Origin of the sequence: Pseudomonas sp. FYR_7 (assembly GCF_043106155.1) — a bacterium.
Lineage (GTDB): Bacteria > Pseudomonadota > Gammaproteobacteria > Pseudomonadales > Pseudomonadaceae > Aquipseudomonas > Aquipseudomonas parafulva_B.
Map to the genome: position 1 here is coordinate 51,661 of NZ_JBICMI010000051.1, position 23,164 is coordinate 74,824.

18 protein-coding genes are annotated in these 23,164 nt (G+C 64.8%); 8 read left to right on the forward strand and 10 right to left on the reverse strand.

Going from position 1 to position 23,164, the window contains the following annotated elements; genetic code table 11:
- The first annotated feature begins 4 nt into the window (after positions 1–4).
- The 8 genes from ACF8R3_RS13085 (at position 5) to ACF8R3_RS13120 (ending at position 11,450) form a co-directional block, all read left to right on the forward strand.
- A complete protein-coding gene (locus ACF8R3_RS13085) occupies positions 5–949 on the forward strand; it encodes a DUF58 domain-containing protein (RefSeq protein WP_392515693.1) in 945 nt (314 codons plus the stop codon).
- Entirely contained in the window at positions 946–1,440 is a 495-nt protein-coding gene (locus tag ACF8R3_RS13090; protein ID WP_058637649.1) for a DUF4381 domain-containing protein, read from the forward strand. Before ACF8R3_RS13085 ends, ACF8R3_RS13090 begins: the two co-directional genes overlap by 4 nt.
- On the forward strand, positions 1,433–2,509 hold the full coding sequence (locus tag ACF8R3_RS13095; protein WP_392515694.1) for a vWA domain-containing protein: 1,077 nt from the start codon (positions 1,433–1,435) through the stop codon (positions 2,507–2,509). The genes ACF8R3_RS13090 and ACF8R3_RS13095 overlap by 8 nt, the downstream gene beginning before the upstream one ends.
- Positions 2,506–4,224 carry a tetratricopeptide repeat protein gene (locus ACF8R3_RS13100; RefSeq protein ID WP_392515695.1) on the forward strand — a complete coding sequence of 573 codons (1,719 nt, stop codon included), beginning with the start codon at positions 2,506–2,508 and terminating at the stop codon, positions 4,222–4,224. Before ACF8R3_RS13095 ends, ACF8R3_RS13100 begins: the two co-directional genes overlap by 4 nt.
- Positions 4,221–5,849, forward strand: a complete 1,629-nt coding sequence (locus ACF8R3_RS13105) for a BatD family protein (protein WP_078478240.1) — start codon at positions 4,221–4,223, stop codon at positions 5,847–5,849. The genes ACF8R3_RS13100 and ACF8R3_RS13105 overlap by 4 nt, the downstream gene beginning before the upstream one ends.
- A gap of 134 nt (positions 5,850–5,983) precedes the next feature.
- Positions 5,984–7,219: an exonuclease SbcCD subunit D C-terminal domain-containing protein gene (locus ACF8R3_RS13110; RefSeq protein WP_392515696.1), complete on the forward strand. Its 1,236-nt coding sequence runs from the start codon at positions 5,984–5,986 to the stop codon at positions 7,217–7,219.
- Positions 7,216–10,860 (forward strand): AAA family ATPase, encoded by a 3,645-nt coding sequence (locus tag ACF8R3_RS13115; protein ID WP_392515697.1) that lies wholly within the window; start codon positions 7,216–7,218, stop codon positions 10,858–10,860. The genes ACF8R3_RS13110 and ACF8R3_RS13115 overlap by 4 nt, the downstream gene beginning before the upstream one ends.
- Positions 10,857–11,450: a glutathione S-transferase gene (locus tag ACF8R3_RS13120; protein WP_145256388.1), complete on the forward strand. Its 594-nt coding sequence runs from the start codon at positions 10,857–10,859 to the stop codon at positions 11,448–11,450. Before ACF8R3_RS13115 ends, ACF8R3_RS13120 begins: the two co-directional genes overlap by 4 nt.
- A gap of 25 nt (positions 11,451–11,475) precedes the next feature.
- Here the strand turns inward: ACF8R3_RS13120 and ACF8R3_RS13125 are convergent, their stop codons facing one another.
- From ACF8R3_RS13125 to ACF8R3_RS13170, 10 genes are all read right to left on the reverse strand, one after another.
- Positions 11,476–12,606, reverse strand: coding sequence for a lactonase family protein (locus ACF8R3_RS13125; RefSeq protein WP_392515698.1), 1,131 nt, complete (start codon positions 12,604–12,606; stop codon positions 11,476–11,478).
- Positions 12,572–12,862 carry a DUF5629 family protein gene (locus ACF8R3_RS13130; RefSeq protein WP_392515699.1) on the reverse strand — a complete coding sequence of 97 codons (291 nt, stop codon included), beginning with the start codon at positions 12,860–12,862 and terminating at the stop codon, positions 12,572–12,574. The genes ACF8R3_RS13125 and ACF8R3_RS13130 overlap by 35 nt, the downstream gene beginning before the upstream one ends.
- A gap of 76 nt (positions 12,863–12,938) precedes the next feature.
- Complete coding sequence (locus tag ACF8R3_RS13135) at positions 12,939–15,314, reverse strand: RND family transporter (protein ID WP_392515700.1); 2,376 nt, start codon at positions 15,312–15,314, stop codon at positions 12,939–12,941.
- A gap of 20 nt (positions 15,315–15,334) precedes the next feature.
- Positions 15,335–16,360, reverse strand: a complete 1,026-nt coding sequence (locus tag ACF8R3_RS13140) for a YCF48-related protein (protein WP_197844334.1) — start codon at positions 16,358–16,360, stop codon at positions 15,335–15,337.
- 276 nt (positions 16,361–16,636) lie between these two features.
- Entirely contained in the window at positions 16,637–19,294 is a 2,658-nt protein-coding gene (gene pepN / locus ACF8R3_RS13145; protein WP_197844335.1) for an aminopeptidase N, read from the reverse strand.
- 13 nt (positions 19,295–19,307) lie between these two features.
- On the reverse strand, positions 19,308–20,138 hold the full coding sequence (locus ACF8R3_RS13150; RefSeq protein WP_392515701.1) for a DUF2797 domain-containing protein: 831 nt from the start codon (positions 20,136–20,138) through the stop codon (positions 19,308–19,310).
- Positions 20,135–20,395, reverse strand: a complete 261-nt coding sequence (locus ACF8R3_RS13155) for a YeaC family protein (RefSeq protein ID WP_023533690.1) — start codon at positions 20,393–20,395, stop codon at positions 20,135–20,137. The genes ACF8R3_RS13150 and ACF8R3_RS13155 overlap by 4 nt, the downstream gene beginning before the upstream one ends.
- A 13-nt stretch (positions 20,396–20,408) precedes the next feature.
- Positions 20,409–21,296 carry a rhomboid family intramembrane serine protease gene (locus tag ACF8R3_RS13160; protein ID WP_392515702.1) on the reverse strand — a complete coding sequence of 296 codons (888 nt, stop codon included), beginning with the start codon at positions 21,294–21,296 and terminating at the stop codon, positions 20,409–20,411.
- The gene (locus ACF8R3_RS13165; RefSeq protein ID WP_058605522.1) at positions 21,293–22,264 is read right to left on the reverse strand and encodes a metallophosphoesterase; all 972 of its coding nucleotides are present in this window, start codon (positions 22,262–22,264) and stop codon (positions 21,293–21,295) included. Before ACF8R3_RS13165 ends, ACF8R3_RS13160 begins: the two co-directional genes overlap by 4 nt.
- Positions 22,264–23,154, reverse strand: a complete 891-nt coding sequence (locus ACF8R3_RS13170) for an NAD(+) kinase (protein WP_023533692.1) — start codon at positions 23,152–23,154, stop codon at positions 22,264–22,266. Before ACF8R3_RS13170 ends, ACF8R3_RS13165 begins: the two co-directional genes overlap by 1 nt.
- Positions 23,155–23,164: the final 10 nt, after the last annotated feature.

Consider the following 23,164-nt stretch of genomic DNA (forward strand, 5'->3'; position numbering starts at 1 on the left):
CCCCATGTCCAGCGCCCCGCTGATCGAACCCGGCATTCGCATCACCCTTGCCGAACTCATCGACATGCGCCACCGCGTGCGCGAAATCCAACTGTTCTCCAACCCCGGCCAACGCAGCCCGCTGGTGGGCCTGCACCATTCCAAGTTGCGGGGCCGGGGTGTGGACTTCGATCAGGTGCGGGTGTACCAGGCCGGTGACGATGTGCGCAATATCGACTGGCGGGTCACTGCCCGTACCCAAGAGCCCCACACCAAGCTGTTCCACGAAGAACGCGAGCGGCCGATCTTCATTCTCGTTGAGCAGAGCCAGCGGCTGTTCTTCGGCTCCGGGCTGGTGTTCAAGTCGGTACTGGCGGCTCAGGCAGCTGCCCTGTTCGGCTGGGCCGCGCTGGGGCACAACGACCGGATCGGGGGGCTGGTGTTCGGTGACAACGATCCCCACGAGATCAAACCCAGGCGCAGCAAGCAAAGCCTGCTGCAACTGCTCAATCGCCTGGCCAAGGTCAACCAGTCGCTGCACACCGAAGGCGTGGCCCAGACCGATAGCCTCGGCCTTGCGCTGCGCAGGGCGCGGGAAGTATTGAGGCCTGGCAGCCTGGCCATCGTGATTTGCGATGAGCGCTCGTTGACGCCCCAGTGCGAACAGCACCTGGCCATGCTCTCCCGTCACTGCGACCTGTTGCTGATGCCGGTATCGGACCCACTGGACCACGCCCTGCCGGCAGCCGGCTTGCTGAGGTTCGCGCAACGGGGTGCGCAGCTGGAACTGGACACGCTGGACGAAGGGCTGCGCCAGGCCTACCGGCAACAGGCCGAGGCGCGCATCGAGCGCTGGGAATTGATGGCGCAAAAGCTCAGGGTGCTGCTGATGCCCCTGACCACGCAAAGCGAGATGATCGAGCAATTGCGCGATTACCTGAGCGCACAACGCCTGGGCAACGCCTCATGAACCCGCTTGACCAGTTGCAGCCATTGATCGCGCCCCCGCCGATCAGCCCATGGCCGCCGGCGCCTGGCTGGTGGCTGTTGCTGGCGTTGGTGCCCGTGCTGGCCTGGGGCCTGTGGCGCGTGCGTCACTGGCGCCCCCGCAAACGGCCCGTACCCCGCACCGAGCAGCCGCTGGACCCGGTGCGCGTGGCCGCCCTCGAGGAACTGGCGCGCCTGCCCCGCCCTTATGACAAAGCGCCTGCCGGCGCCTGGCTGCAGCAGATCAACGCCCTGCTCAAACGGCTGTGTCGCAGTCACTACCCCTTGGCCAACAGCCACACGCTCAATGGCCGGCAGTGGCTGGCGTTTCTTGACAACCGCTGCCCGGCGGCAGGCCTGACCCGCTGGATGGTGTTGGTCGAAGGGGCCTACAAACCCGAATGCCGCCTGGACGACAAGGCCATCGCCGGGCTCAGCCAGGCGGTGGAAACCTGGATTCGCAAGCATGTTTGAACTGGCCTGGCCGTGGATATTCGCCTTGCTGCCCCTGCCTTGGCTGGCACGGCTCGTCCTGCCTGCCGCCGACAGTGGCGAGCCCGTGCTGAAAGTCGGCTTCCTGCACGAGCTCGAGAGCCTGGCGGGGCGCCGCGCCCGTCTGAACCTGCCAACCTGGCGCCAGCAGGCCCCGTTCGTCGTGATCTGGCTGCTGTTGCTGTGCGCCGCCGCTCGCCCCCAATGGCTGGGCGAGCCGATGCCGGTGGCAGCCAGTGGGCGCGATCTACTGGTGGCGGTGGACGTGTCTGGCTCGATGGACTTCCCGGACATGCAGTGGCAAGGCGAGGACATCAGCCGGCTCGACCTGGTGAAGGCCCTGCTGGGCGACTTTTTGCAGGACCGTGAAGGTGACCGAGTGGGGCTGATCCTGTTCGGCAGCCAGGCCTACCTGCAGGCCCCGCTGACCTTCGACCGGCGCACGGTGCGCACCTTTCTCGATGAAGCCCAGATCGGCATCGCCGGCAAGAACACCGCCATCGGCGACGCCATCGGCCTGGCCGTCAAGCGGCTGCGCCAGCGGCCCTCGCAGAGCCGGGTACTGGTGCTGATCACCGACGGGGCCAACAATGGCGGGCTGATCCACCCCCTCACCGCCGCCCGTCTGGCCGCTCAGGAGAGCGTGCGCATCTACACCATCGGCATTGGCGCCGACCCGCAAGCCACCGGCACCCCTGGCCTGCTGGGCCTGAACCCCAGCCTGGACCTGGATGAAGCGTCCTTGCGCGAAATCGCCGAGACCACCGAAGGCGCATATTTCCGCGCCCATGATGGCGCCGAACTCGACGCCATTGGCGACACGCTGGACCGGCTGGAACCTGTGGCGCAACAGCCGACCCAGGCGCGTACCGCCAAGGCCCTGTATGCCTGGCCGCTGGCCCTGGCGCTGCTGCTGAGCGTGCTGCTGGTGATCAGCGTGCAGTGGCCGGACAACCCGCTGCAGCGCCAGCTGCGCAAGCCGCGCTTTCTGCAACCGCACCCACAATGGCGGCAGCGCCTCAAACGCCTGCGCCTGAGGAGGCCGCGATGATTGATCTGTGGCCCCAATGGCTACGCCCGCTGTGGTTGTTGAGCGTGCCCGTGCTCGGCTGGTTGCTGTTCAAGCTATGGCACCGGCGCAGGCGCGCCGGGCGTTGGCAAATGATCCTGCCCCCGGCCTTCCACAACGTGCTGCTCGGTGGCGGCAGCGGCGCCACCAGCAAGCTACCCTGGATAGCCCTGGGCCTGGCCTGGCTGCTGGTGGTGCTGGCCCTGCTGGGCCCGAGTTGGCAACGCGTGGAGGAAAACCACCAGCGGCCTGCCGACCCTCTGGTCATTCTGCTGGAACTGACCCCGCAGATGCTGGCCGAGGACAGTCCGCCCAATCGCCTTGAGCAGGCGCGCCGCAAGGTCCTCGACGTACTTGAGCACCGCCGTGACAGCCAGACCGCACTGGTGGTCTACGCGGGGTCGGCGCATACCCTGGTGCCGCTGTCCGATGACCTGGCCACCACCCGCAACCTGCTCGAAGCGCTCGCCCCCTCGATCATGCCCAAGCCCGGCCAACGGGCAGACCTTGCCGTGCACAAGGGCTTGGCGCTGCTCGCCCAGAGCGGCCTTGGCCAGGGGCGATTGCTGCTGGTCGGGTCCTCGCTCAGCGCCGCCGAGCGCCAAGGCATCAGCCAGGCACTGGGTCGCCATGGTCCGAGCCTGCTGATGCTGGGCATCGGCAGCCGTGACGGGGCGCCAGTGCGCCAGGCCAACGGCGAATTTCTCAAGGATGACCAGGGCGCGATCCTGTTGCCCAGGCTGGACAGTGCAGCCCTTAGAGGCTTCATCAACGGCACCGGCGGGCGCTACCGGCATGCCCGCATCGATGACCTGGACCTGCGCGGCCTCGGGCTGTTCGACAACCCGCGCAGCACACGCAGCGAGGGCCAGACCTTGCAACTGGACAGCTGGGCCGACCAGGGGTACTGGCTGCTGATTCCATTGCTGTTGCTGGCAGCCTGTGCCGGTCGGCGGGGTTGGCTATTCTGCCTGCCCCTGTTGCTCGCCCTGCCCCAGCCCGGCCAGGCGTTCGAACTCGAGGATCTGTGGCTGCGCCCCGACCAGCAAGGCCAGCGCCTGCTCGAACAGGGTCGAGCCGCCGAAGCCGCCGGCCGCTTCCGTGACCCCCAATGGCGGGGCATGGCCTTGTACCAGGCGGGCGACTATGCCGGCGCCGCCGAGGCCTTTCTGCAGGTGGACACCGCCGCCGCCCACTACAATCGCGGCAATGCCCTGGCGTACAGTGGTGAACTGGAAGCAGCGCTGGACGCGTATGATCAAGCCCTGGAGCGTCAGCCGGACTTGCAGGCGGCGCTGGACAATCAGGCCCTGGTCGAGCAAATGCTGGCCCAGCGCCAGGGCAAAGCTGCCGAACAGCCCGCCAGCACCGAAGCCCAGGGTTCGCCAGGTCGTGAAACCGAGGGGAACAGCAGCGCACAAGGCAGCCCGGCAGAGCCTGCGCCCGGTTCCGACGAGCAGGCGGGGGACGGCGCCTCGGCGCAAGGCGACGGCAGTGACCAGGGTGCACCTGGCAACCCGCCAGGCGAGGATGACGATGTGGTCGAACCACCCCACACGCCTGTCACCACCGCGCTGGATGCCGAGCAACGCCAGGCGCTTGAACAATGGCTACGAGAAATCCCCGACAATCCCGCGCAGTTGCTCCGGCGCAAATTCTGGTACGAACAGCAATTGCAACAGGAAACCCCACGATGAGTCGCTGCGGCGTCTTTCTCCTCATGCTGCTCTGGAACCTGCTGGCTCATGCCGAGCCGTCGCTCAAGGCCAGTGTCGACCGTACCCGCCTGGAAGCCGGCGAGAGCCTGGAGCTGACCCTCGAAAGCCAGGATGTGACCGAGTTCGGCAAGCCTGACCTGCGAGCCCTGGAAGGCGACTTCGAGGTGCGCAGCACCCGGCAGCTGAATAGCTTGCACACCCTCGATGGCGAAACCCGCGCCAGCACCCGCTGGATCATCACGCTCCTGCCCCGGCGCAGCGGCAGCCTGCAGATTCCTGCTCTGCAACTGGGGCAGTCGTTCAGCCAGCCGGTGGACCTGCAAGTGCTGCAAGCCGATGCCAACCGCGAGGACAACGCCCAGGTATTCATCGAGGCAACCCTGGACAGCACCGATGTCTACGTGCAGGCCCAGGCTGTACTGACCCTGCGCATCTACCATTCGGTGGCGCTGTATGACGACAGCAGCCTCAGCCCGCTGCAACTGGACAACGCCAAGGTCGAGCCCTTGGGCGAATCGCGCACCTACGAAAAGGAAATCCAGGGTGTGCGCCATGGCGTGATCGAAACGCGCTATGCGGTCTATGCCCAGCAAAGCGGCACCCTGGACATTCCTTCACTGACCTTCACCGCCACGGCTGCGGCCAGCAGCCAGGCCGAGCAGAACGGCAACGGCGCTGGACGTGCCGGCCGCCAGATACAGGTCAGCTCACTGCCGCTGCGCCTGACGGTACGGCCCGTCCCGGCCCAGTGGCCAGCCGGACTGCCCTGGCTGCCCGCGCGTAGCCTGACCTTGGAGGAACGCTGGAGCCCCGATCCTGCCGCTCAGCAGACCCAGATCGGCGACTCGTTGACCCGCACCGTCACCCTGCGCGCCGAAGGCCTGTCCAGCGCTCAGTTGCCGCCAGTGCCGCCCACCGAGGCCAACGGCCTGCGCCGCTACCCCGACCAGCCGTTGTTGCGCAACGAGATCAGCGAACGGGGCATGACAGCCACCCGCGAGGAACGCGAGGCGCTCATCCCTACCCACAGCGGCCCGCTGGCCTTACCTGCGCTGGAAGTGACCTGGTGGAACACACGCGAAGATCACCTCGAGCACAGTGGCCTGCCTGCACGCTCGATCACCGTGCAGGACAACCCCGCCCTGGTGGCCGAGACTCCGGTGGTGGGCAATGGCAGCAGCATGCTGCTGTGGCCTTGGCAGGTGGCGACCCTTGTGCTTGCGTTGACCACGCTACTGGGCTTCACCCTGTGGTGGCGCGCCCGTTCGCAGCCAGCGGTGCTGCGTGCGGCACAGACAGGGCCCAGCCCTCGGACCCTGCTGGACGACCTCAAGCGTGCCTGCCTGGCCAACGACCCCCAGGCCACGCGCCAGGCCCTGGATGCCTGGGCGCGGCAACAACCGCAGACCCTGGCCGAAATGGCAGCGCGCTTCGTGCCCTTGTCCGACGCCCTGGATGGATTGAACGGTGCGCTGTACAGCGAAAGCGGCCAGCACTGGCAAGGCGAAGACCTGTGGCGGGCGATCGGCACCATTCCACCGGCCGAACAGGTGCTGCTGCCCACTGGCGAGAGCGGCAGCCTGCCACCGCTGTACCCCAAGTGAGCCGGTAGCGCCGCACATCGTCGACCGGCGTCGCGCCGCGTACTGACCGGCTTTACCAGCCCGCACAGGGCCGCGTCCATGGGGTACCATAACGCCCTTGCCCGCCCGTGCACCTTCATACCCACAGGTCATCCATGCGTCTGTTTCACACTTCCGATTGGCACCTGGGCCAAAGCCTCCATGGCCAGGAACGCGACTTCGAACACGCCTGCTTCCTCGACTGGCTGCTCGGCCAACTGCACCTGCGCCAGCCTGATGCGCTGTTGATCGCAGGCGACGTCTTCGACACCGTCAACCCGCCGGTCAAAGCCCAGGAGCGATTGTACGATTTCATCGTCAGGGCCCACAAACAGCAGCCGAAACTGGATATCGTGATGATCGCCGGTAACCACGACTCCGGCTCGCGCATCGAGCTGCCTGCGCCGTTGATGCGCCGCCTGCGCACCCATGCACTGGGCCGCGTGCACTGGCTGGACGATGGGCAACTGGATGTCGAGCGGCTGCTGATTCCGCTGACCAACGCGCGCGGCAAGGTGACCGCCTGGTGCCTGGCCTTGCCGTTCCTGCGGCCGGCGGAGGTGACCGGCCTGCAACTGGGCGACGACTACCTGCAAGGCATCACGCGGGTCCACCAGCAACTGATCGCCGCCGCCCAGGCCAGGCAGCGCAAGGACCAAGCGCTGATCGCCATCAGCCATGCGCACATGGCCGGCGGTGCGGTCTCCGAAGACTCCGAGCGCAGCCTGATCATCGGCAACGCCGAGGCATTGCCGGCCAAGCTCTTCGACAAGGCCATCAGCTACGTCGCCCTGGGCCACCTGCACAAGCCCCAGAAGGTCAACCGCGAAGACCGTATCCGCTACAGCGGGTCGCCCATTCCGTTGTCGTTCGCGGAGGTCAACTACCCCCACCAGGTGCTGGAAGTCACTTTCGACGGCGCGGCGCTGGCCAGTGTCGAGGCTCGCCCAGTTCCGCGTGCCGTGCCGCTGCAACGCATAGGGCCGGCCCCACTGAACGAGGTCTTGACGCAATTGGCCGACCTGCCCGTGGTGGACCTGCTCGATGACCCCAACCGCCAGCCTTGGCTGGAGGTGCGCGTTGTATTGAACGAGCCGCAGCCCGACCTGCGCCAGCAGATCGAAACCGCGCTGCACGCCAAAGCCGTGCGGTTGATTCGCATCGGTGCCGAGTACGCCGGCCGAACGGCCGACGACGAAGGCCCGGCGTTCGTCGAATTGGCCCAGATGACCCCGCAAGACCTGTTCAGCCGTGCCTGGGCGCAAGCCTATGGGGACCCTGCCGATGAGCAGACGCTGGCCGATTTCGCCCTGCTGCTGCAGGACGTACAGCACGAAGAAGAGCAACCATGAAGATTCTTGCCATTCGCCTGAAGAACCTGGCATCGCTGGCGGGCCCGATCGATATCGACTTCACCCAGGAGCCCCTGGCAGGCGCGGGTCTGTTCGCCATCACCGGCCCCACCGGGGCGGGTAAAAGCACCCTGCTCGACGCGCTGTGCCTGGCGCTGTTCGGTACGGTGCCACGTCTGAATGACATCGGCCGTGAGGCCAAGGTGCCGGACGGCGATGGCGAGATCCCCACTTCGGACCCGCGCAACCTGTTGCGCCGCGGTACCGGCAGTGGCTTTGCCGAGGTGGATTTCGTCGGCGTCGACGGGCGCCGCTACCGGGCGCGCTGGGAGGCGAACCGTGCTCGCGACAAGGCCAACGGCAAGCTCCAGCTCAGCCGCCAGAGCTTCTACGACCTGGACAGCGAGCAGGTGCTGGGCAGCGGCAAGAACGAATACAAGCAGCTGATCGAGACGCGCCTGGGCCTTAACTTCGAACAGTTCACCCGCGCCGTGATGCTGGCGCAAAGCGAGTTCGGGGCGTTCCTCAAGGCCGACGACCGCGAACGCAGCGAACTGCTGGAAAAACTGACCAATACCGCGATCTATTCGCGCCTGGGCCAACGGGCCTTTGCCCGAGCACGCGAGGCGGGCGAGGCGCATGCCGCCTTGAAAGAGCGAGCCAGCCACCTGCTGCCCATGGCCGCGGATGCCCGCGCCGACCTGGACCAACGTCTGGAACAAGCGCAACGCGAGCTCAAAACCGCCCAGGCTGGCGAGCGACAGCTGGAGCAGCAGCGCAGTGGGTTGATCGAACATGACCAGTTGCAAGCCCAGCAGGCGCAGGCCCGCACTGCCCTGGAGGCTGCCGAGCAGGACTGGCAAGCCTTGGCCGAGCCGCGCCTGGACCTGGCGCGCCTGGAGCGTCTTGCCCCGCAGCGCCATCAGTTTCACCGCCAGCAGGCACTGGCGGCGCAGCGCGCGCCGATCATCGCCAGGCTTGCCGAACACACCCGGCATCACGCCGAGCTGCAACAGCGGACAGCCGAGCAGCAGCAGGCGTTGGAAACAGCACATCTTGCATTGACCGCCGCCCAGGCCGCCCATAGCGAGGCAGGCCCGCTGCTGCGCCAAGCCTATACGGCCCAGGACAACCTGGCCCGCCTCGATCAGCAACTGGCCGTCCAGCGCAGCGACAGCCAGCAGGCCGAACATCAAGTGGCTGAGGGCCAACAGCAGTTGCAGCAACTGCAAGCCAGCCAAGAACGCAGTCAACAGCAACTGGCCCAGATCGACACGGCGTTGGCCGAGAGCCAGCACCTGGCCGGGCTGGCCGGTGCGTGGCATGCCTATCTGCCGCAGCTCAAGCAGGTGATGCTGATCGGCGGCCGGCTGGGCAAAGGCCGCGAGGAACTGCCCGGCCTGCAGGCTCAAGCCAGCCAGGCCACTGCCCACCTGCAGGCCGAGCGCGACGCCCATGACGCCCTGTTCCGCGAAGCCAAGGCGCAGCCCAACGCCCTGGCAGAACAAATCGACCTGCTCGGCAGCATGCTGCAGGACAACCGCAAGCAGCATCGCGCCGTGGAGCAATTGACGCGTGTACACGCCCGCGTGCTCGAGTTGAGTCAGCAACAGGCCACCCTGCGTGATCGCCAGCAGCACGCCATGGTCGAGCGCCAGCGCCTGATTGGCGAAGGCACCGCCGCCAAGGCTGAACTGGAAAGCGCCGAGCAGGCGCTGAACCTGACGCGTCAACTGCTGGAGCGCCAGCGGCTGGCCCGCAACACCACGGTTCAAGCCCTGCGCGAGCAACTGCGCGACGGCGAGCCCTGCCCTGTGTGCGGCAGCGCCGAACACCCGTTCCATCAGCCCGAGGTGTTGCTGCAAAGCCTGGGCGAACATGACCAGGCCGAAGAAGAGGCTGCCCAGCGTCAGGTGGCAGCGCTCAACACGCGCCTGGTCGAGCTGCGCACCCAGCTAGGGGTGGTCAATGCTCAGCTCAAGGACTTTCAGCAACAACTGCCGGCGCTGGACGAGCAGTTGCAGCCTTTGGTTGCGCAGCTTCATGAGCATGCCCTCTGGCCTGCGCTGGCGCCCCAGGACGACCATGCCCGTAGCAGTTGGCTCGACGGCCAATTACGGCGCCTGGATACAGAGATCGGCAACGACGAAAAGCGCCAGCGGGCTTTGCTCAGCCTGCAGAAAGAGGCCGCGCGTCTCAACCAGCAACTGCAAGCCGCCCAGGATGCGCACCAACAAGCGCAGCGGCACCTGGAGCAACAGCACCTGGCCCTGGAAAACGACGAGCGCCTCCTGCAGCAAGGGCTCGCGGACTTGGCTGGGGTCCTGCCCGACGAAGCGCTCAAGGCGCTGCGAGACGATCCGGCCAACGCGTTTCTTGCCCTTGACCAACAGATCGCCCAGCGCCTGCAACAGCTCGACCAGCGCAAGGATGAGCTGGAAGAACAGCAAGCTCGCCAGGTCCAGCTGGACAAACTGCACGATCAACAGCAGGTGCGTGTGCAAAGCCTCGCCCAGCGTGACCAGCAGCTCAAAGCCCTGGAGGAGCAGCGCGAGCATGCCCAGGCCATGCTCGCGCAGTTACTGGGCGAGCACGTCAGTGCCGAGGCCTGGCAACAGCACATGGACGCCGCGCTGGAGCAAGCGCGCGCGGTCGAAGCGGACCTCGCCCAGCGCCTGCAAGGCCTGCACACCCAGGCTGTGCAGGTGGCCGGTGAACTGAAGGCCAGCACCGAGCAGTTGCAGGCGCTGGAGCAAGAAGCCGAGCAGCTGCAGGATCAGATCGCCCAGTGGCGCGCCACACACCCGGAGCTGGACGATGCAGGGCTTGATCGCCTGCTGGCCATGGACGACACCCAGGCCAGTGAACTGCGCCAGCGCCTGCAGGGCGCGGAAAAAGCCCTCGAGCAGAGCCGTGTGCTGCTTCAGGAGCGCGAGCAGCGCCTGCGCCAGCACGCGGCGCTGATGACGCTCGACACCTCGGTCCAGGATGTGGACCAGGCGCTGCTCGAACTGCGCGAGCGTCTGGTCGTTCACGAGCAGACCTGCGCCGAACTGCGGGCCCAACAGGCCGATGACCAGCGACGTCAGCACGCCTCGCAGGCCCTGGCCGAGCAGATCGAGCAGGCCCGTCAGCAGTGGCAGCGCTGGGCTCGGCTCAGCGGCCTGATCGGCTCGGCCTCGGGCGATGTGTTCCGCAAGATCGCCCAAGGCTACAACCTCGATCTGCTGTTGCACCATGCCAATGCCCAGCTGCGTCAACTGGCGCGGCGCTATCGGCTCAAGCGCGGCGGCAGTGCGCTGGGGTTACTGGTACTGGACACCGAAATGGGCGATGAACTGCGCTCGGTGCACTCGCTGTCAGGGGGTGAGACCTTCCTGGTTTCCCTGGCTTTGGCCTTGGGGCTCGCCTCGATGGCATCGAGCACGTTGCGCATCGAGTCGCTGTTCATCGACGAAGGTTTCGGCAGCCTCGACCCCGAGTCCTTGCAACTGGCCATGGACGCGTTGGACGGCTTGCAGGCCCAGGGTCGCAAGGTCGCGGTGATTTCCCACGTGCAGGAAATGCACGAGCGCATACCGGTGCAAATTCAGGTCCGGCGTCTGGGCAACGGCCTGAGTGACGTCGAGGTGTGCGGTTGATCCTCTATTCGTTTCGCCGCTGCCCCTGGGCCATGCGTGCCCGGCTCGCGTTGCGCTATGCCGGCTGTGAGGTGACCGTGCAGGAGGTGGCAATGAAACACAAGCCCGCCGCCCTGCTGGCGCTGTCACCCAAGGGCACCGTTCCGGTGCTGGACACCGGGAACCAGGTGCTCGATGAAAGCCTGGATATCATGCGCTGGGCACTGGCGCAGAACGACCCGCAAGACTGGCGCCTGTTGAGCTCGCCCGAAGCGGCGCAGCAAGCCGAAGCGCTGATTGCCGTCAACGACACCACCTTCAAGGCCCAAGTGAACCTGTACAAGTATGCCGAGCGCTATCCACAGCACTCACAGCACGACTACCGCGAAGCTGCGCAACACTGGTTGGAACGCCTGGAGCACCTGCTTCACGGCCGACCCTACCTTCTGGCCAAGCACCCAAGTATCGCCGACGCCGCACTGTTGCCGCTGATCCGGCAGTTCGCCGCGGTCCAGCCCGACTGGTTTGCCACAGCCCCCTACCCGCGGGTGCGTGGCTGGCTGCAGGGCTGGTTGGACTCGGACTTATTCAGAGCCATTATGGCCAAGTGACAACAGCTGTCATCGCACGCGAAGGTCAGCGCATGAACTTCAGATCCGACGGCGCCGGCTGATCGAAAGTCTGTACCGTTTCCCCCAGCTTGCCCGTGAGCGGGTCGCGGCGCATGACTTTGATCTGGTTGCTCTTCTGATTGGCGACCAGCAGGAACCTGTCACTGGGGTCCAGCGCGAATTCACGGGGGTGGTCACCTTCGACCGACCGACGTTGCACCAACGCCAACCGTCCATCCTGCTTGCCGACGCTGAACACGACGATCTCGTTGGCCGTGCCGCGGTTGCTGACGTACAGAAAGCGACCGTCTGCCGACAGGTGCAAGCCCGCGCCCGCCTTGGCAGCCGCCTCCTGGCGCTCGGTCAGTGGCAGACGCTGGCGTTCGATCAGGTCGCCCTCCCGGACATCGAACATCACCACTTCGGCATGCATCTCCAAGGTCAGGTAGGCATGCTTACCGCTGGCGTCGAACAACAAGTGGCGTGGTCCACTGCCCGCAGGCAACGAAACCGAGGCAGGCTGTGACGGGGTCAGTGGCTTGTTCGTGCTCGCCCCGTCATAGCGGTAGACGAACACCTTGTCAGCACCCAGGTCGCTGGCATAGACATGCTGGCCGTCCGGGGACGGCACCACCGAATGGACATGGGCGCTGGCCTGCCGCTCGGGGTTGACCCCGCTGGCCTGGTGGCGCGCCTGCTGAATCACCGGCTGCAAGGCACCCTGCCTGTCAACCGGCAACACCGAAAGGCCGCCGCCTGGGTCGGGATCGACCGCGTAGTTGGCCACGAACAGGTAACGCTGGTCCTGGCTAAGGCTGGCGTGGGTAGGCTCGTCGCCCTGGCTAGACAGTTGATCGAGCAGGCGTACATTCCCATCACTGGCAATGTTGAATGCGCTGACGTGACCGTCTGCGGTTTCATTGACGGCAAACAGCAGGCGCTTGTCTTCGGAAAGCACCAGCCACGAGGGGCTGACGCTCTCTACCACCTGCAGCGGCTCGGGGCGGATTGTGCCGGCTTCGCTGTCGAAGGCGTAGCGGTAGATGCCTTGGCTGGCACCGTCTGTGTAGGTGCCAACCAGCAAGGTGGTAGCCTGGGCAGTGTAGGTCAGGGTCATGCAACTAGCGGTTAGCAGGGTCTTCCAGGTCCGGTTCATGGTCTTCTTCTTCCGGGGCGCGAAATGCATCCAGACAGATGAGTCGGTGCTCACTTTCGGCAGTGCAGATGCACCAGTCGTTCACTTCTTTACTGGCTGCATCGACCTGCGCGGCGGTGAATACCCAACGGCGCAGTTGGCGGCCGTCCATGCATTCGATGGCAAGGCCCTGCTCGTCGCAGGTGAAATCGAACGCGTGAAGGCCGTCTATCAAGAGCATGTCGCAGTGTTGCAAGGCGCTGGCGAGAGGGGACATGGGGGTACCTGTACGGGACATTGCGTGTGGAAAAGCCCCGCATTATACCCCCATGGCCGCGCAACACCCGGTCGTTTCAATGGGCGAAAATCGAGCCCCCCGCCTTGCCTGCCATCTTCTCGGGCTTGATGAGGAACCGCGCCAGCGCCGGCAGCAGCCACAGCGCACCGAACATGTTCCACAACAGCATGAAGGTCAGCATCAGGCCCATGTCCGCCTGGAACTTGATCGCCGAGAAGATCCAGGTACACACCCCGATGGCCAGGCACAGGCCGGTGAACAGCACAGCCTTGCCGGTGGAGCGCAGGGTCTGGTAATAGGCCTCCTGCAACGGCAGCCCAGCGCGCAGGAAGCTCTCCAAGCGGCTGTAGATGTAGATGCCATAGTCCACGCCAATACCCACGCCCAGCGCAACCACCGGCAGCGTCGCCACTTTGACGCCGATGCCCATGTACGCCATCAACGCGTTGCCCAGCACCGAGGTCAATACCAAGGGCAGCACGATGCACAGGGTCGCGGCGAAGGAACGGAAAGTGATCAGGCACATGATCGCCACACACAGGTAGACCAGGATCAGGATGGTCAGCTCGGCCGACTTGATCACCTCGTTGGTGGCCGCTTCGATACCGGCATTGCCGGCAGCCAGCAGGAACTGCAAGCCTTCCCTGTCATGGCTGTCGGCAAACGCCTTGGCAACCGCCGTCACCCGTTCGAGGGTCTCGGCCTTGTGGTCATTGAGAAACACCAGTACCGGCGCCAGCGAGCAATCGCCGTTGTACAGGCCATCGGCCCGTGCGATGGAGTTGTTGAGGACATCGGGGTTGCGCGAGAGGGTTTCCCACTTGAGGCTACCCTCGTTCATGCCCTTGATCACCTGTTTGGACACGCTGACCAGGGAAATGGCCGACTGCACCCCAGGCGTGTTTTCCATGGTCCACATCAGCTCGTCGATCGGCGCCAGGGTCGAATGCACCGAACACTGCTCGGCGGCCGTCTTGACCATGATCACCAGCACATCGGAGCTGGTGGAATAGTTGCTGATGATGAAGTTGTTGTCCTGGTTGTAGCGCGAGTCGGGCCGCAGCTCCGGTGCCCCTTGGTCGAGGTCGCCGATCTTCAGGTTCTGGCTGTACCACAGGCCCCCGGCGAAGGCGACCAGGGCCAGGGCAATGGAAACAGGCGCCACCCTGGGGCTGGCAAAGCGCGACAACAGACGCCAGAACGGATGCTCGCGCGTAGCATCGCGCTTGCTGCGCTCGATGGCTTTCTTGCTGATACCCACATAGGAGATGGCCACCGGCAATAGGATGAGGTTGGTGAAGACGATCACCGCGACGCCGATGGAGGCACCGATGGCCAGTTCGCGGATCACGCCGATGTCGATGATCAACAGGGTGATGAAGCCCACGGCATCGGCGAGGATGGCAATCATGCCCGGCAGGAACAGCTGCCGGAACGTGCGCCTTGCCGCCGTGAGGGCGTTGTCTGCATCGCTCGATTGCAGGGCGATGCCGTTGATCTTCTGCACACCGTGGGAAATACCGATGGCAAAGATCAGAAACGGCACCAGCATCGAATACGGATCCAGGCCGAAGCCGACCGCGTGCATCAGCCCCAGTTGCCACACCACCGCCACCAAAGTGGTAATCAGCACCGCGATGGTGCTGCGGATGCACCAGGTGAACCAGTACAACAACACCCAGGTGATCAGCAGGGCGATGCCGAAGAACATCACCACCATGACCAGCCCGTCGATGAGGTCACCGACCTTCTTCGCGAACCCGACGATATGCACCTTCACATTGGGGTTCTGGGCCTGGAACTTGTCGCGGATCTTTTCTTCGAGCAAGTGGGAGAACTGCTGGTAGTCGAGCTTGACCACCCGCCCCGGGTCCTGCGGGTCGGGGTAACTTTCCAGCAGTGGCACGTCGATGATGCTGGATTTGAAGTTGTTGCCCACCAGCCGGCCTATTTGCCCGGACCTCAGCACGTTGTCGCGCAGGGTATCGAGGCTGGCCTGCGAGCCGTCATAGGTGTTGGGAATCACCTCGCCACCGGAAAACCCCTCCTCGGTGACTTCGCTCCAGCGTACGCTCGGGCTCCACAGCGACTTGAGCCCGGCCCGGTCGACGCCTGGGATGTAGAACACCTCGTCGTGGATCTGGCGCAGGGTCTCCATGTAGTTTTTGTCGAAGATGTCGCCATTGACCGCCTCGACCGAGATACGCACGGTATTGCCCAGGTTGGCCAGATCGTTGCGGTGCTCCATCATCTGTTCGATGAAGGGGTGCTGCAACGGGATCATTTTCTCGAAGCTGGTGGAGGGGCGAATTTGTGTGGCCTGCCAGAACAGGAAGAGGCTGACCAGCACACAGAGGATGATGACCGCCGGCCGGTTGTTGAAGATCAGGCGTTCGAGCAGTGTGGCTTTGTCCTGATGATGCGGCTGCATGGGAAGGTGCTCCTGGCTGCTCATGGCTGTGCCTCACTGTCGGCGGCGTCGAGCCCCTTGGCATTGGCGATGTGGGCGCCGCCCTGCCCTACCAGCAGGAGCTCGCCGTTGGGCAGGGCGCTGACACCGGACAGGGCGATGCGGTCCGGGCGGTTGTGGACGCTGAAGGTCTGGCCGGCATCGGTGCTGCGCAGCACGCTGCCGCCGTTGCCGACCACCACGACGGTGCCATCGTCGAGCAGCGTGGCACCGGCCAGGCCGAACTCGAGCTCGCCTCGCGCAGCCTGCAAGGGGATGGATTGCCAGGTGTCGCCGAAGTCGGTGGAGCGCAGCAGGTTGCCGCGCAAGCCGAACGCCAGCAAGGTACGCGGCTGGGCAGTGCCGATCACGCCGAACAGCGACCCCTGGTAAGGCCCTTCGACTTTCTGCCAGTGCTGCCCATTGTCCTCGGAGCGGAACATGCCCCCCTGCTCCCCAACGATGAACAAGCCAGCGTCACGTACCTGGGCGATGGCATTGAGGTGCAACTGATCGGGGTTGTCGAGGCGCTCGGCCACGTCCCGCCAATGCTGGCCCCCGTCCGTGGTTTCGAGCAAAGCGCCGTAGGCGCCCACGGCCAGGCCGTGCTGGGCGTCGAGGAACACGATGTCGAGCAAGGGTGCTTCGCGTGACAGGTCTTCGAACTGTTTGCTCCAGGTCGCCCCGCCGTCGCCAGTGGCGAGGATCTGCGCATCGTGGCCGACGGCCCAACCGCGCTTGTCATCAAGGAAAAAAACGGCCGTCAGCAGCTGGCGGGTTGGCACACGGGCCTGGGTCCAGGTGCTGCCCTGGTCGTCAGAGAACAGGATATGGCCCCGGTCGCCGACCACGACCACACGCGTGCCTGCATGGGCAGCGTCGATCAACAGCCTTTGACTGGCCTTGGCCGATTCGGTGGAGTATTCATCGGCTGACGCAGCCTGCGCGCCTTGCCATCCACTCAGTGCAAGGGTGAGCGCTGCAGCGGCCGCTACCGGCCATCCAGCGCGCCTGCTCCATTTCCTCATGACTGCCCCCGATTGTATTTTTGTTGGGTGGGTCAATACCTTGCAGGACGCACAAATGCCCGCAATAGAGGCCTGCAAGGGCGTGCGGTGATCGTAACGGGAGGATTTGGCGGAGCACAACGGGCGGGGTGTTATGTTTTGTTATCGGCGCAGGACGAGCCGTTCGCGGGCAGAGGATGCAGCGCCTGCGGGCGAACACGACTCACCCGCAGGTGCTGCCTGTGCAGCGTAACAACGTCGGCAGTTGCAACCGGGGCCCTCAAGCGGGCCCCGGCGTCATGCCAGGCTTTTACTCACCACTTCATAGACGTCGCTGGAGAGCTCACCAGAAGCCAGAATCCGCTCCAGCTCACCCTTCATCAGGGCCTGGCGGGCGGCGTCGTATTTGCGCCAGCGGGTCAGCGGCGCCAACTGCCGGGAGGCGATCTGCGGGTTAAGGGCATTGAGCTCGATCACCAGATCCGCCAGGAAGCGATAACCGGAGCCATCGGCGGCATGGAAGTTGACCAGGTTCTGGCCGGCAAAGGCACCGACCACCGCGCGCACCTTGTTCGGGTTCTTCAGGTTGAACGCGGGGTGCTGCATCAACGCCTTCACCCGTGCCAGGCCCCCTGGCAAGGTACTGGCCGCCTGCACGCTGAACCATTGGTCCATGACCAGGGGGTTGTCCTTGAAGTGCTCTGCAAAGCTTTCCAGGGCCTTGGCGCGCTCGGCCTCGAAGGGTGAGTTCACCAGCACCGCCAGGGCCGTGAGGCGCTCGGTCATGTTGTCGCACTGCTCGAACTGCTCCAGGGTCGCTTGCAGCACCTGCGGTTCAGCGCTGAGCATCAGGTACGACAGGGCGATGTTCTGCAGGCTGCGGCGGGCAAAGTGCTCGGCAGAGGCAACGTACGCGGTGTCACGCGAGACCGCGCGGTTGGCCTGGTAACGCGTCCAGAGCGGCTCGAACAATTGCTCGGCGATTTGCCGCCGGGCGAACTCGCGGGCTGCGTGGATGGCGTCCACATCGGCCACCTGGCTGATCTCGGTCAGGTAGCCCTCCCCTGGCAGCGAGAGCATTTCGGCCACCATGGCAGCATCGAGCGAAGTGTCGCCCAGTACCGTAGCCAACGCCCTGACCAGACGCGGGTCCAGTTGCAGCGCCTGACCACGCTGGTGCTGGCCGATCAGCTCCTGCAGCACCTGCACGGCCAGTTGCTGACCGGCTTCCCAGCGGTTGAAGCCGTCGCTGTCGTGCTGCATCAGGAACATCAACTGGTCACGGTCGTACGGGAAGCTCAGCTTGACCGGGGCACTGAAACCGCGCAGCAGCGACGGCAACGGCCGTGCCTGGATGCCCTGGAAGACGAAAGTCTGCTCGGCCTCGGTCACCGACAGCACCCGGGTGCTGCCCACTGCCGAGGACTCGCCCGCCAATTGCAGCGGCAGGTCGTTGCCCTGGGCATCGAGCAGGCCCAGTTCGACCGGGATCACGAAGGGCAGCTTCTCGGCCTTGTCCGGGGTGGGTGGGCAGCTTTGGCGGAACGTCAGGCTATAGGTGCTCGCCGCTTCGTCGTAGGCGTCGGTCACTTCCAGACGCGGCGTACCGGCCTGGCTGTACCAGCGCTTGAACTGCGTCAGGTCGACACCGTTGGCGTCTTCCATGGCCTTGATGAAGTCGTCGGTGGTCACCGCCTGCCCATCGTGACGCTCGAAATACAGGTCGCTGCCCTGGCGGAAGCCTTCGGCCCCCAGCAACGTGCGCACCATGCGTACCACTTCCGAGCCTTTCTCGTACACGGTCAGGGTGTAGAAGTTGGAAATCTCGATGAAGCTGTCCGGGCGCACCGGGTGGGCCATGGGGCCCGCATCCTCGGCGAACTGATGGGTGCGCAGGTAGGCAACGTCCTCGATGCGCTTGACGGTGCGTGAATTCATGTCGGCACTGAATTCGGCATCGCGGAACACTGTGAAGCCTTCCTTGAGCGACAGCTGGAACCAGTCGCGGCAGGTAACGCGGTTGCCCGACCAGTTATGGAAGTACTCATGGGCCACCACGGCTTCGACCCGCTGGTGCGCGGCATCGGTGGCCGTCTCGGCGCGCGCCAGCACGCAGCTGGAGTTGAAGATGTTCAGGCCTTTGTTCTCCATGGCCCCCATGTTGAAGTCGTTGACCGCGACGATCATGAAGATGTCCAGGTCGTACTCGCGGCCGTAGACCTCTTCATCCCAACGCATGGACTTTTTCAGACTGACCATGGCGTGGTCGCACTTGTCGATGTTCTCCGGCTCCACATAGATGCGCAGGGTCACATCACGGCCCGATTGGCGGGTGAAGGTGTCTTCCACGCACCACAGGTCGCCTGCGACCAGGGCGAACAGGTAGGCCGGCTTCATGAACGGGTCTTCCCAGGTCGCCCAGTGACGGCCGTCCTCGGCAGGGCCGCTGCCTACCGGGTTGCCGTTGGAGAGCAGCACCGGGTAGCGGTGCTGTTCAGCGATCACCGTGGTGGTGAAGATGCTCATCACATCGGGGCGGTCGAGGTAGTAGGTGATCTTGCGGAAACCCTCGGCCTCGCACTGGGTGCAGAACATCTTGCCGGACTTGTACAAGCCCTCGAGCGCCGTGTTGGTTTCGGGATGGATCCTGACGGTGGTGTCGAGGGTGAAGTGCTCTGCCCGTGGCTGAACGGTCAGGCTGCTTGCGTCGATCTGGTAGTCGCCTTCCTGCAAGGGTTCATCGTCCAGGGCGGCGCGCACCAGTTCGAGTTGCTGGCCGTCGAGCACCAGCGCAGGCAGGCCGCCCCCGTGCACCGGGTTGCGGCGCATGATCAGTTGCGCGTGGACCAGGGTGTGGTCTTCGAACAGCTCGAAGGTCAGGTGCGTCTCGTCGATCAGGTACTCAGGCGCCTTGTAGTCCTTGAGATGGATCACTTGCGGTTGTTCGGTACGCATCTGCAGGTCCCTTTTACTGGAGCACGGCCAACTGGTAGGCCGTGTACTTGCGAATATTGATCACACCGGTGTCGAAGATCAGGTACTGGCCCTTGATGCCCAGCAGCGTACCCTCCACGACCGGGTTCTTGTCCAGGTTGAAGCTGACCACTTTGGTCGGGTAAGCCTGGACCGGGTATGTCATGTGCACGACCTCGGCGTCGGTCAGAGGCTGAATCGCCTGCAGGCCGAAGCGCACCTGCAGCTGGCCAAGCCCTTCGGCACATGCCTCCAGCACCTGATCGCGCAATGCCGGCAGGTCGAGCAGCTCGGCGTCCCCCTTGAGCAGGGCGCGCCAATTGGTGCGGTCCGGCACCTGACTGCGCAGCAGGTCTTCGACCAGCCCGGACTGCTGCCGGGTGGCCACCCTGAGGATAGGCAAGGCCTGGCTGGCCCCCTGGTCGAGCCAGCGGGTGGGCAGCTGGGTGGCGCGGGTGATACCGACCTTGATACCGGAGGAGTTGGCCAGGTAGACCACGTGGTCGGTCATGCAGAACTGCTCGCCCCAGGACGGATCGCGGCAGGTGCCTGCGTCGTAGTGGCAGCGCTCCGGAGCCATGATGCACATGTCGCACTGGGCCAGCTTGGTCATGCAGGGGTAGCAGTAACCCTGGCTGTAGCTGCTCTTGGTGCGCTTGCCGCAGTGGCTGCAGTGGATGGCACCCAGGTATTGCAGGCGCAGCGGCTTGCCGATCAGGGGGTTGACTGGCACCAGGGTATCGCCTAGGCGAAAGCTGTATTGCACCACGGGGTCGGCCAGGCTGACGGCCATCTTGCTCAACGAGCCACGAGCGAGTTCGATCAATGTACCGAGTCCGACTTGAACAGGATGTTGGGGACGGGGGCGGATTTGGACGCGCATTCCTGCGGGCCCATGTAACCGGTGCGCTGGTCCTCGGGCAGGTTTTTCATCTCCCAGGCAATGACCGCTTGCAGGGACAGCTCTTTCTGCTCGGCAGTCAGCTTGCGGCCGTCCGACCATTTGCCGATTTCCACGGCCAGCTTCAGGCTCTCGTAGATTTCCGGGGTGATGTTTTCGATCATTTGCGCGAAAGTGGACATGTTGTCTCCTGATTCAAGCCGACAGTTTACGCCGGGCGAGCGCCCCACCCAAGAGCCCGGTCAGGCATCCGATGAGCAACCCACCGACGTGCGCGGCGTTGGCGATCTGGCCCAGCCCCAGCGTGCCGACGACGCCGGTCAGGCACACCACCAGCCAGAGGAGCATCATCACCAGCACGCCCTTGGGCAGGTTGAAGTGCGGGTTCGGTGCCCGCCATTGATACAGCCAGATGTGCCCGAGCAGGCCATAGAGCACGCCTGAAAGCCCACCGAACAGGCCAGGCCCTGTGGTGAAATGTTGGGCCAGGTTCGATACCAGGCTGAACAGCGCGGTAAGCCCCAGCAGCGTCCATGGGCCCTGGCGCAATTCGATGCGCTTGCCCAGCTCCCAGAACCACAGGCTGTTCATGGCCAGGTGCAGCGCACCGAAATGCAGCAGCATCGGCGAGACCAGCCGCCACCATTGCCCGTGCGCCAGACCCTCGGCCAGCGGCGTGAAGTACAGGTAATCGCCCTGCACGTGAAAATCGAGAAACGTGAACCAGCCGATGGTGGTGAAGTTGTCGCCCAGGCCCGTAAGCCCGGCGACCACGAACGTCAGCAACAGCGTCAGGGCGGTGACCTTGCAGGCCTTGGCCTGGGCCAGCAGCGACGGCTGTGGCATGTCCTGCACCTGCTGGTCGGACAGCGCGGCGTCAGGCTCGGCCTGCAGGTCGGCGTTGCCATCGGGGTAGCGCTGGTAGAGGTGCAACACCTCGTCAGCCAGGGCCTCAGGCGCCCAGAGTACCTGGTCCTCGCCCTCCTCGCTGACCCGGTGCGGCACCTGCAAGCGTTGCAGCATCTGCACGAAACCGCTGAGGTCGACCGTCAGCGGCAGGCGCATCACTTGGATAATGTTCATTGGCTAGCCTGTGGTCGGTCGACATCCACCCAGACGAACTTGCGGGGGTCGATACGGGTTTCATCGTCCAGCCTGTAGGCGACCAGCTTGCCGTACAGCACGGCGCTGTAGTCCAGGCAGGCCAGGTTGCTGCGAATCGGGGCGGGCCGGCCGCTGCGCCAGTAATGGCCAACAAACAGCATGGGCTCGTCCTCGGCATAGCGCAGCAACGCGCTTTTCTGGCTGTGGCTGAGCGGTGTGTTGGCCACCTCCGCCGGCAGCGCATCGGGCTGGAAGACGATATCGCCATAGGTCTGCGGATCATCTTCCCAGAACTTGGTGCGGAAGAACGCGCGGGTCAGGCCATCGCCACCGGTCAGGGTGAGGCCATCGGGCAGGCGCATGTCGGTGCCGCGCAGCAGGCGGTTGCAAACGTTGGCGGCAAAGCTGCCGCTCACCGCCGAGGCTTGGACGAAGTGGCGATCGACGCGCCCGTCGGGGTACTGGCGCCGCAGCGGCTCGATCAGGCTTGCATCCCAGCAGGCGTGCACCAGGCGGAAACGACCGGCATCGATGAACAGTGGCAGCGTCTGGAACCAGTCGAGAAACGCCTGCCAGTCCGCAGGGTGATTGGCGAACTGGGTGAGGGTTTCGTCGATGAGCCTGGCGTGGCGAGGGGTATGTTCGCGCACGAAGGCCTTGCCGCTGCCCGGCAGTGCCGGCGTCACCCAGCCCAGTGCACTGTATTCGTGATTGCCCATGATGCAGTGCGCCTGCCCGGCGGCGACCATGTCGTGAACGATGTGCAGGGCTTGGCGGATACGCGGGCCGCGGTCCACGATATCGCCCAAGAACAGCGCCTGCCGCCGAGGGTGGCGCCAGACGCCGGCAATGCGCTGGTAACCGAGGGCATCGAGCAAGCGCTCAAGGGTCAAGGCACAGCCGTGAACGTCACCGATGATGTCGAAACTGCGCGCCGGATCCAGCATCAGTCGTCCCTGCCCCCCAGGCGGCTGCCCCAGCCAAGCTTGGTGCGGCAGACTTCGTAGTAGTTGTGGTCCAGCGGGTGGATCAGGCGCAGCTTCTGGGGCTTCTTGCTCACCGTGATGGTGTCACCGGGTGCACAGGTGAAGTGGTTCTGACCGTCGCACGACACCTGCGGGTAGATCTGCAGGTCCTTGGCCACCACGATCTTCAGTTCGCTGTTGCCATCGACGACGATCGGCCGCCCAGACAAGGTGTGCGGGTACATGGGCACGATGACGATTGCATCAAGCTTGGGGTGCATGATCGGGCCGCCGGCGGACAAAGCGTAGGCCGTGGAGCCGGTCGGGGTGGCGACGATCAGGCCGTCGGCCTTCTGGCTGCAGACGAACTGGCCGTCGATGTAGATCTCGAATTCGATCATGCGGGTGGACTTGCCTGGGTGCAGGACCACGTCGTTGAGCGCATCACCCTGGCCGATCGCCTCCTGGTGACGGCGCACTTCGGCTTGCAGTAGGAAACGGTTCTCGACCAGGTAGTGACCATCGAGCACTTCGGAGACTTTCTCTTCCAACTCATCCGGACGAATGTCGGTAAGAAAGCCCAGGTTGCCCCGGTTGATGCCCAGTACCGGGATATTATGCCGCGCCAGGGCACGCGCAGCGCCCAGCAGGCTGCCGTCGCCGCCGACCACGATGACCAGGTCACAGACCTCGCCCAGCAGCTTGCGGGTGGAGGTCTGCAGCCCATGGCCCGGCAGGACTTCACCGATGGTGTCTTCGAGGATCACGTGCAAGTGGCGCTCGAGGAGGAATTTTTTCAGTCGGCGGATGGTGTCCAGCACCTGCGAGCTGCCGAGACGACCGATGATACCGATATTGCGAAATTGCTCCATGGGGCTCCTG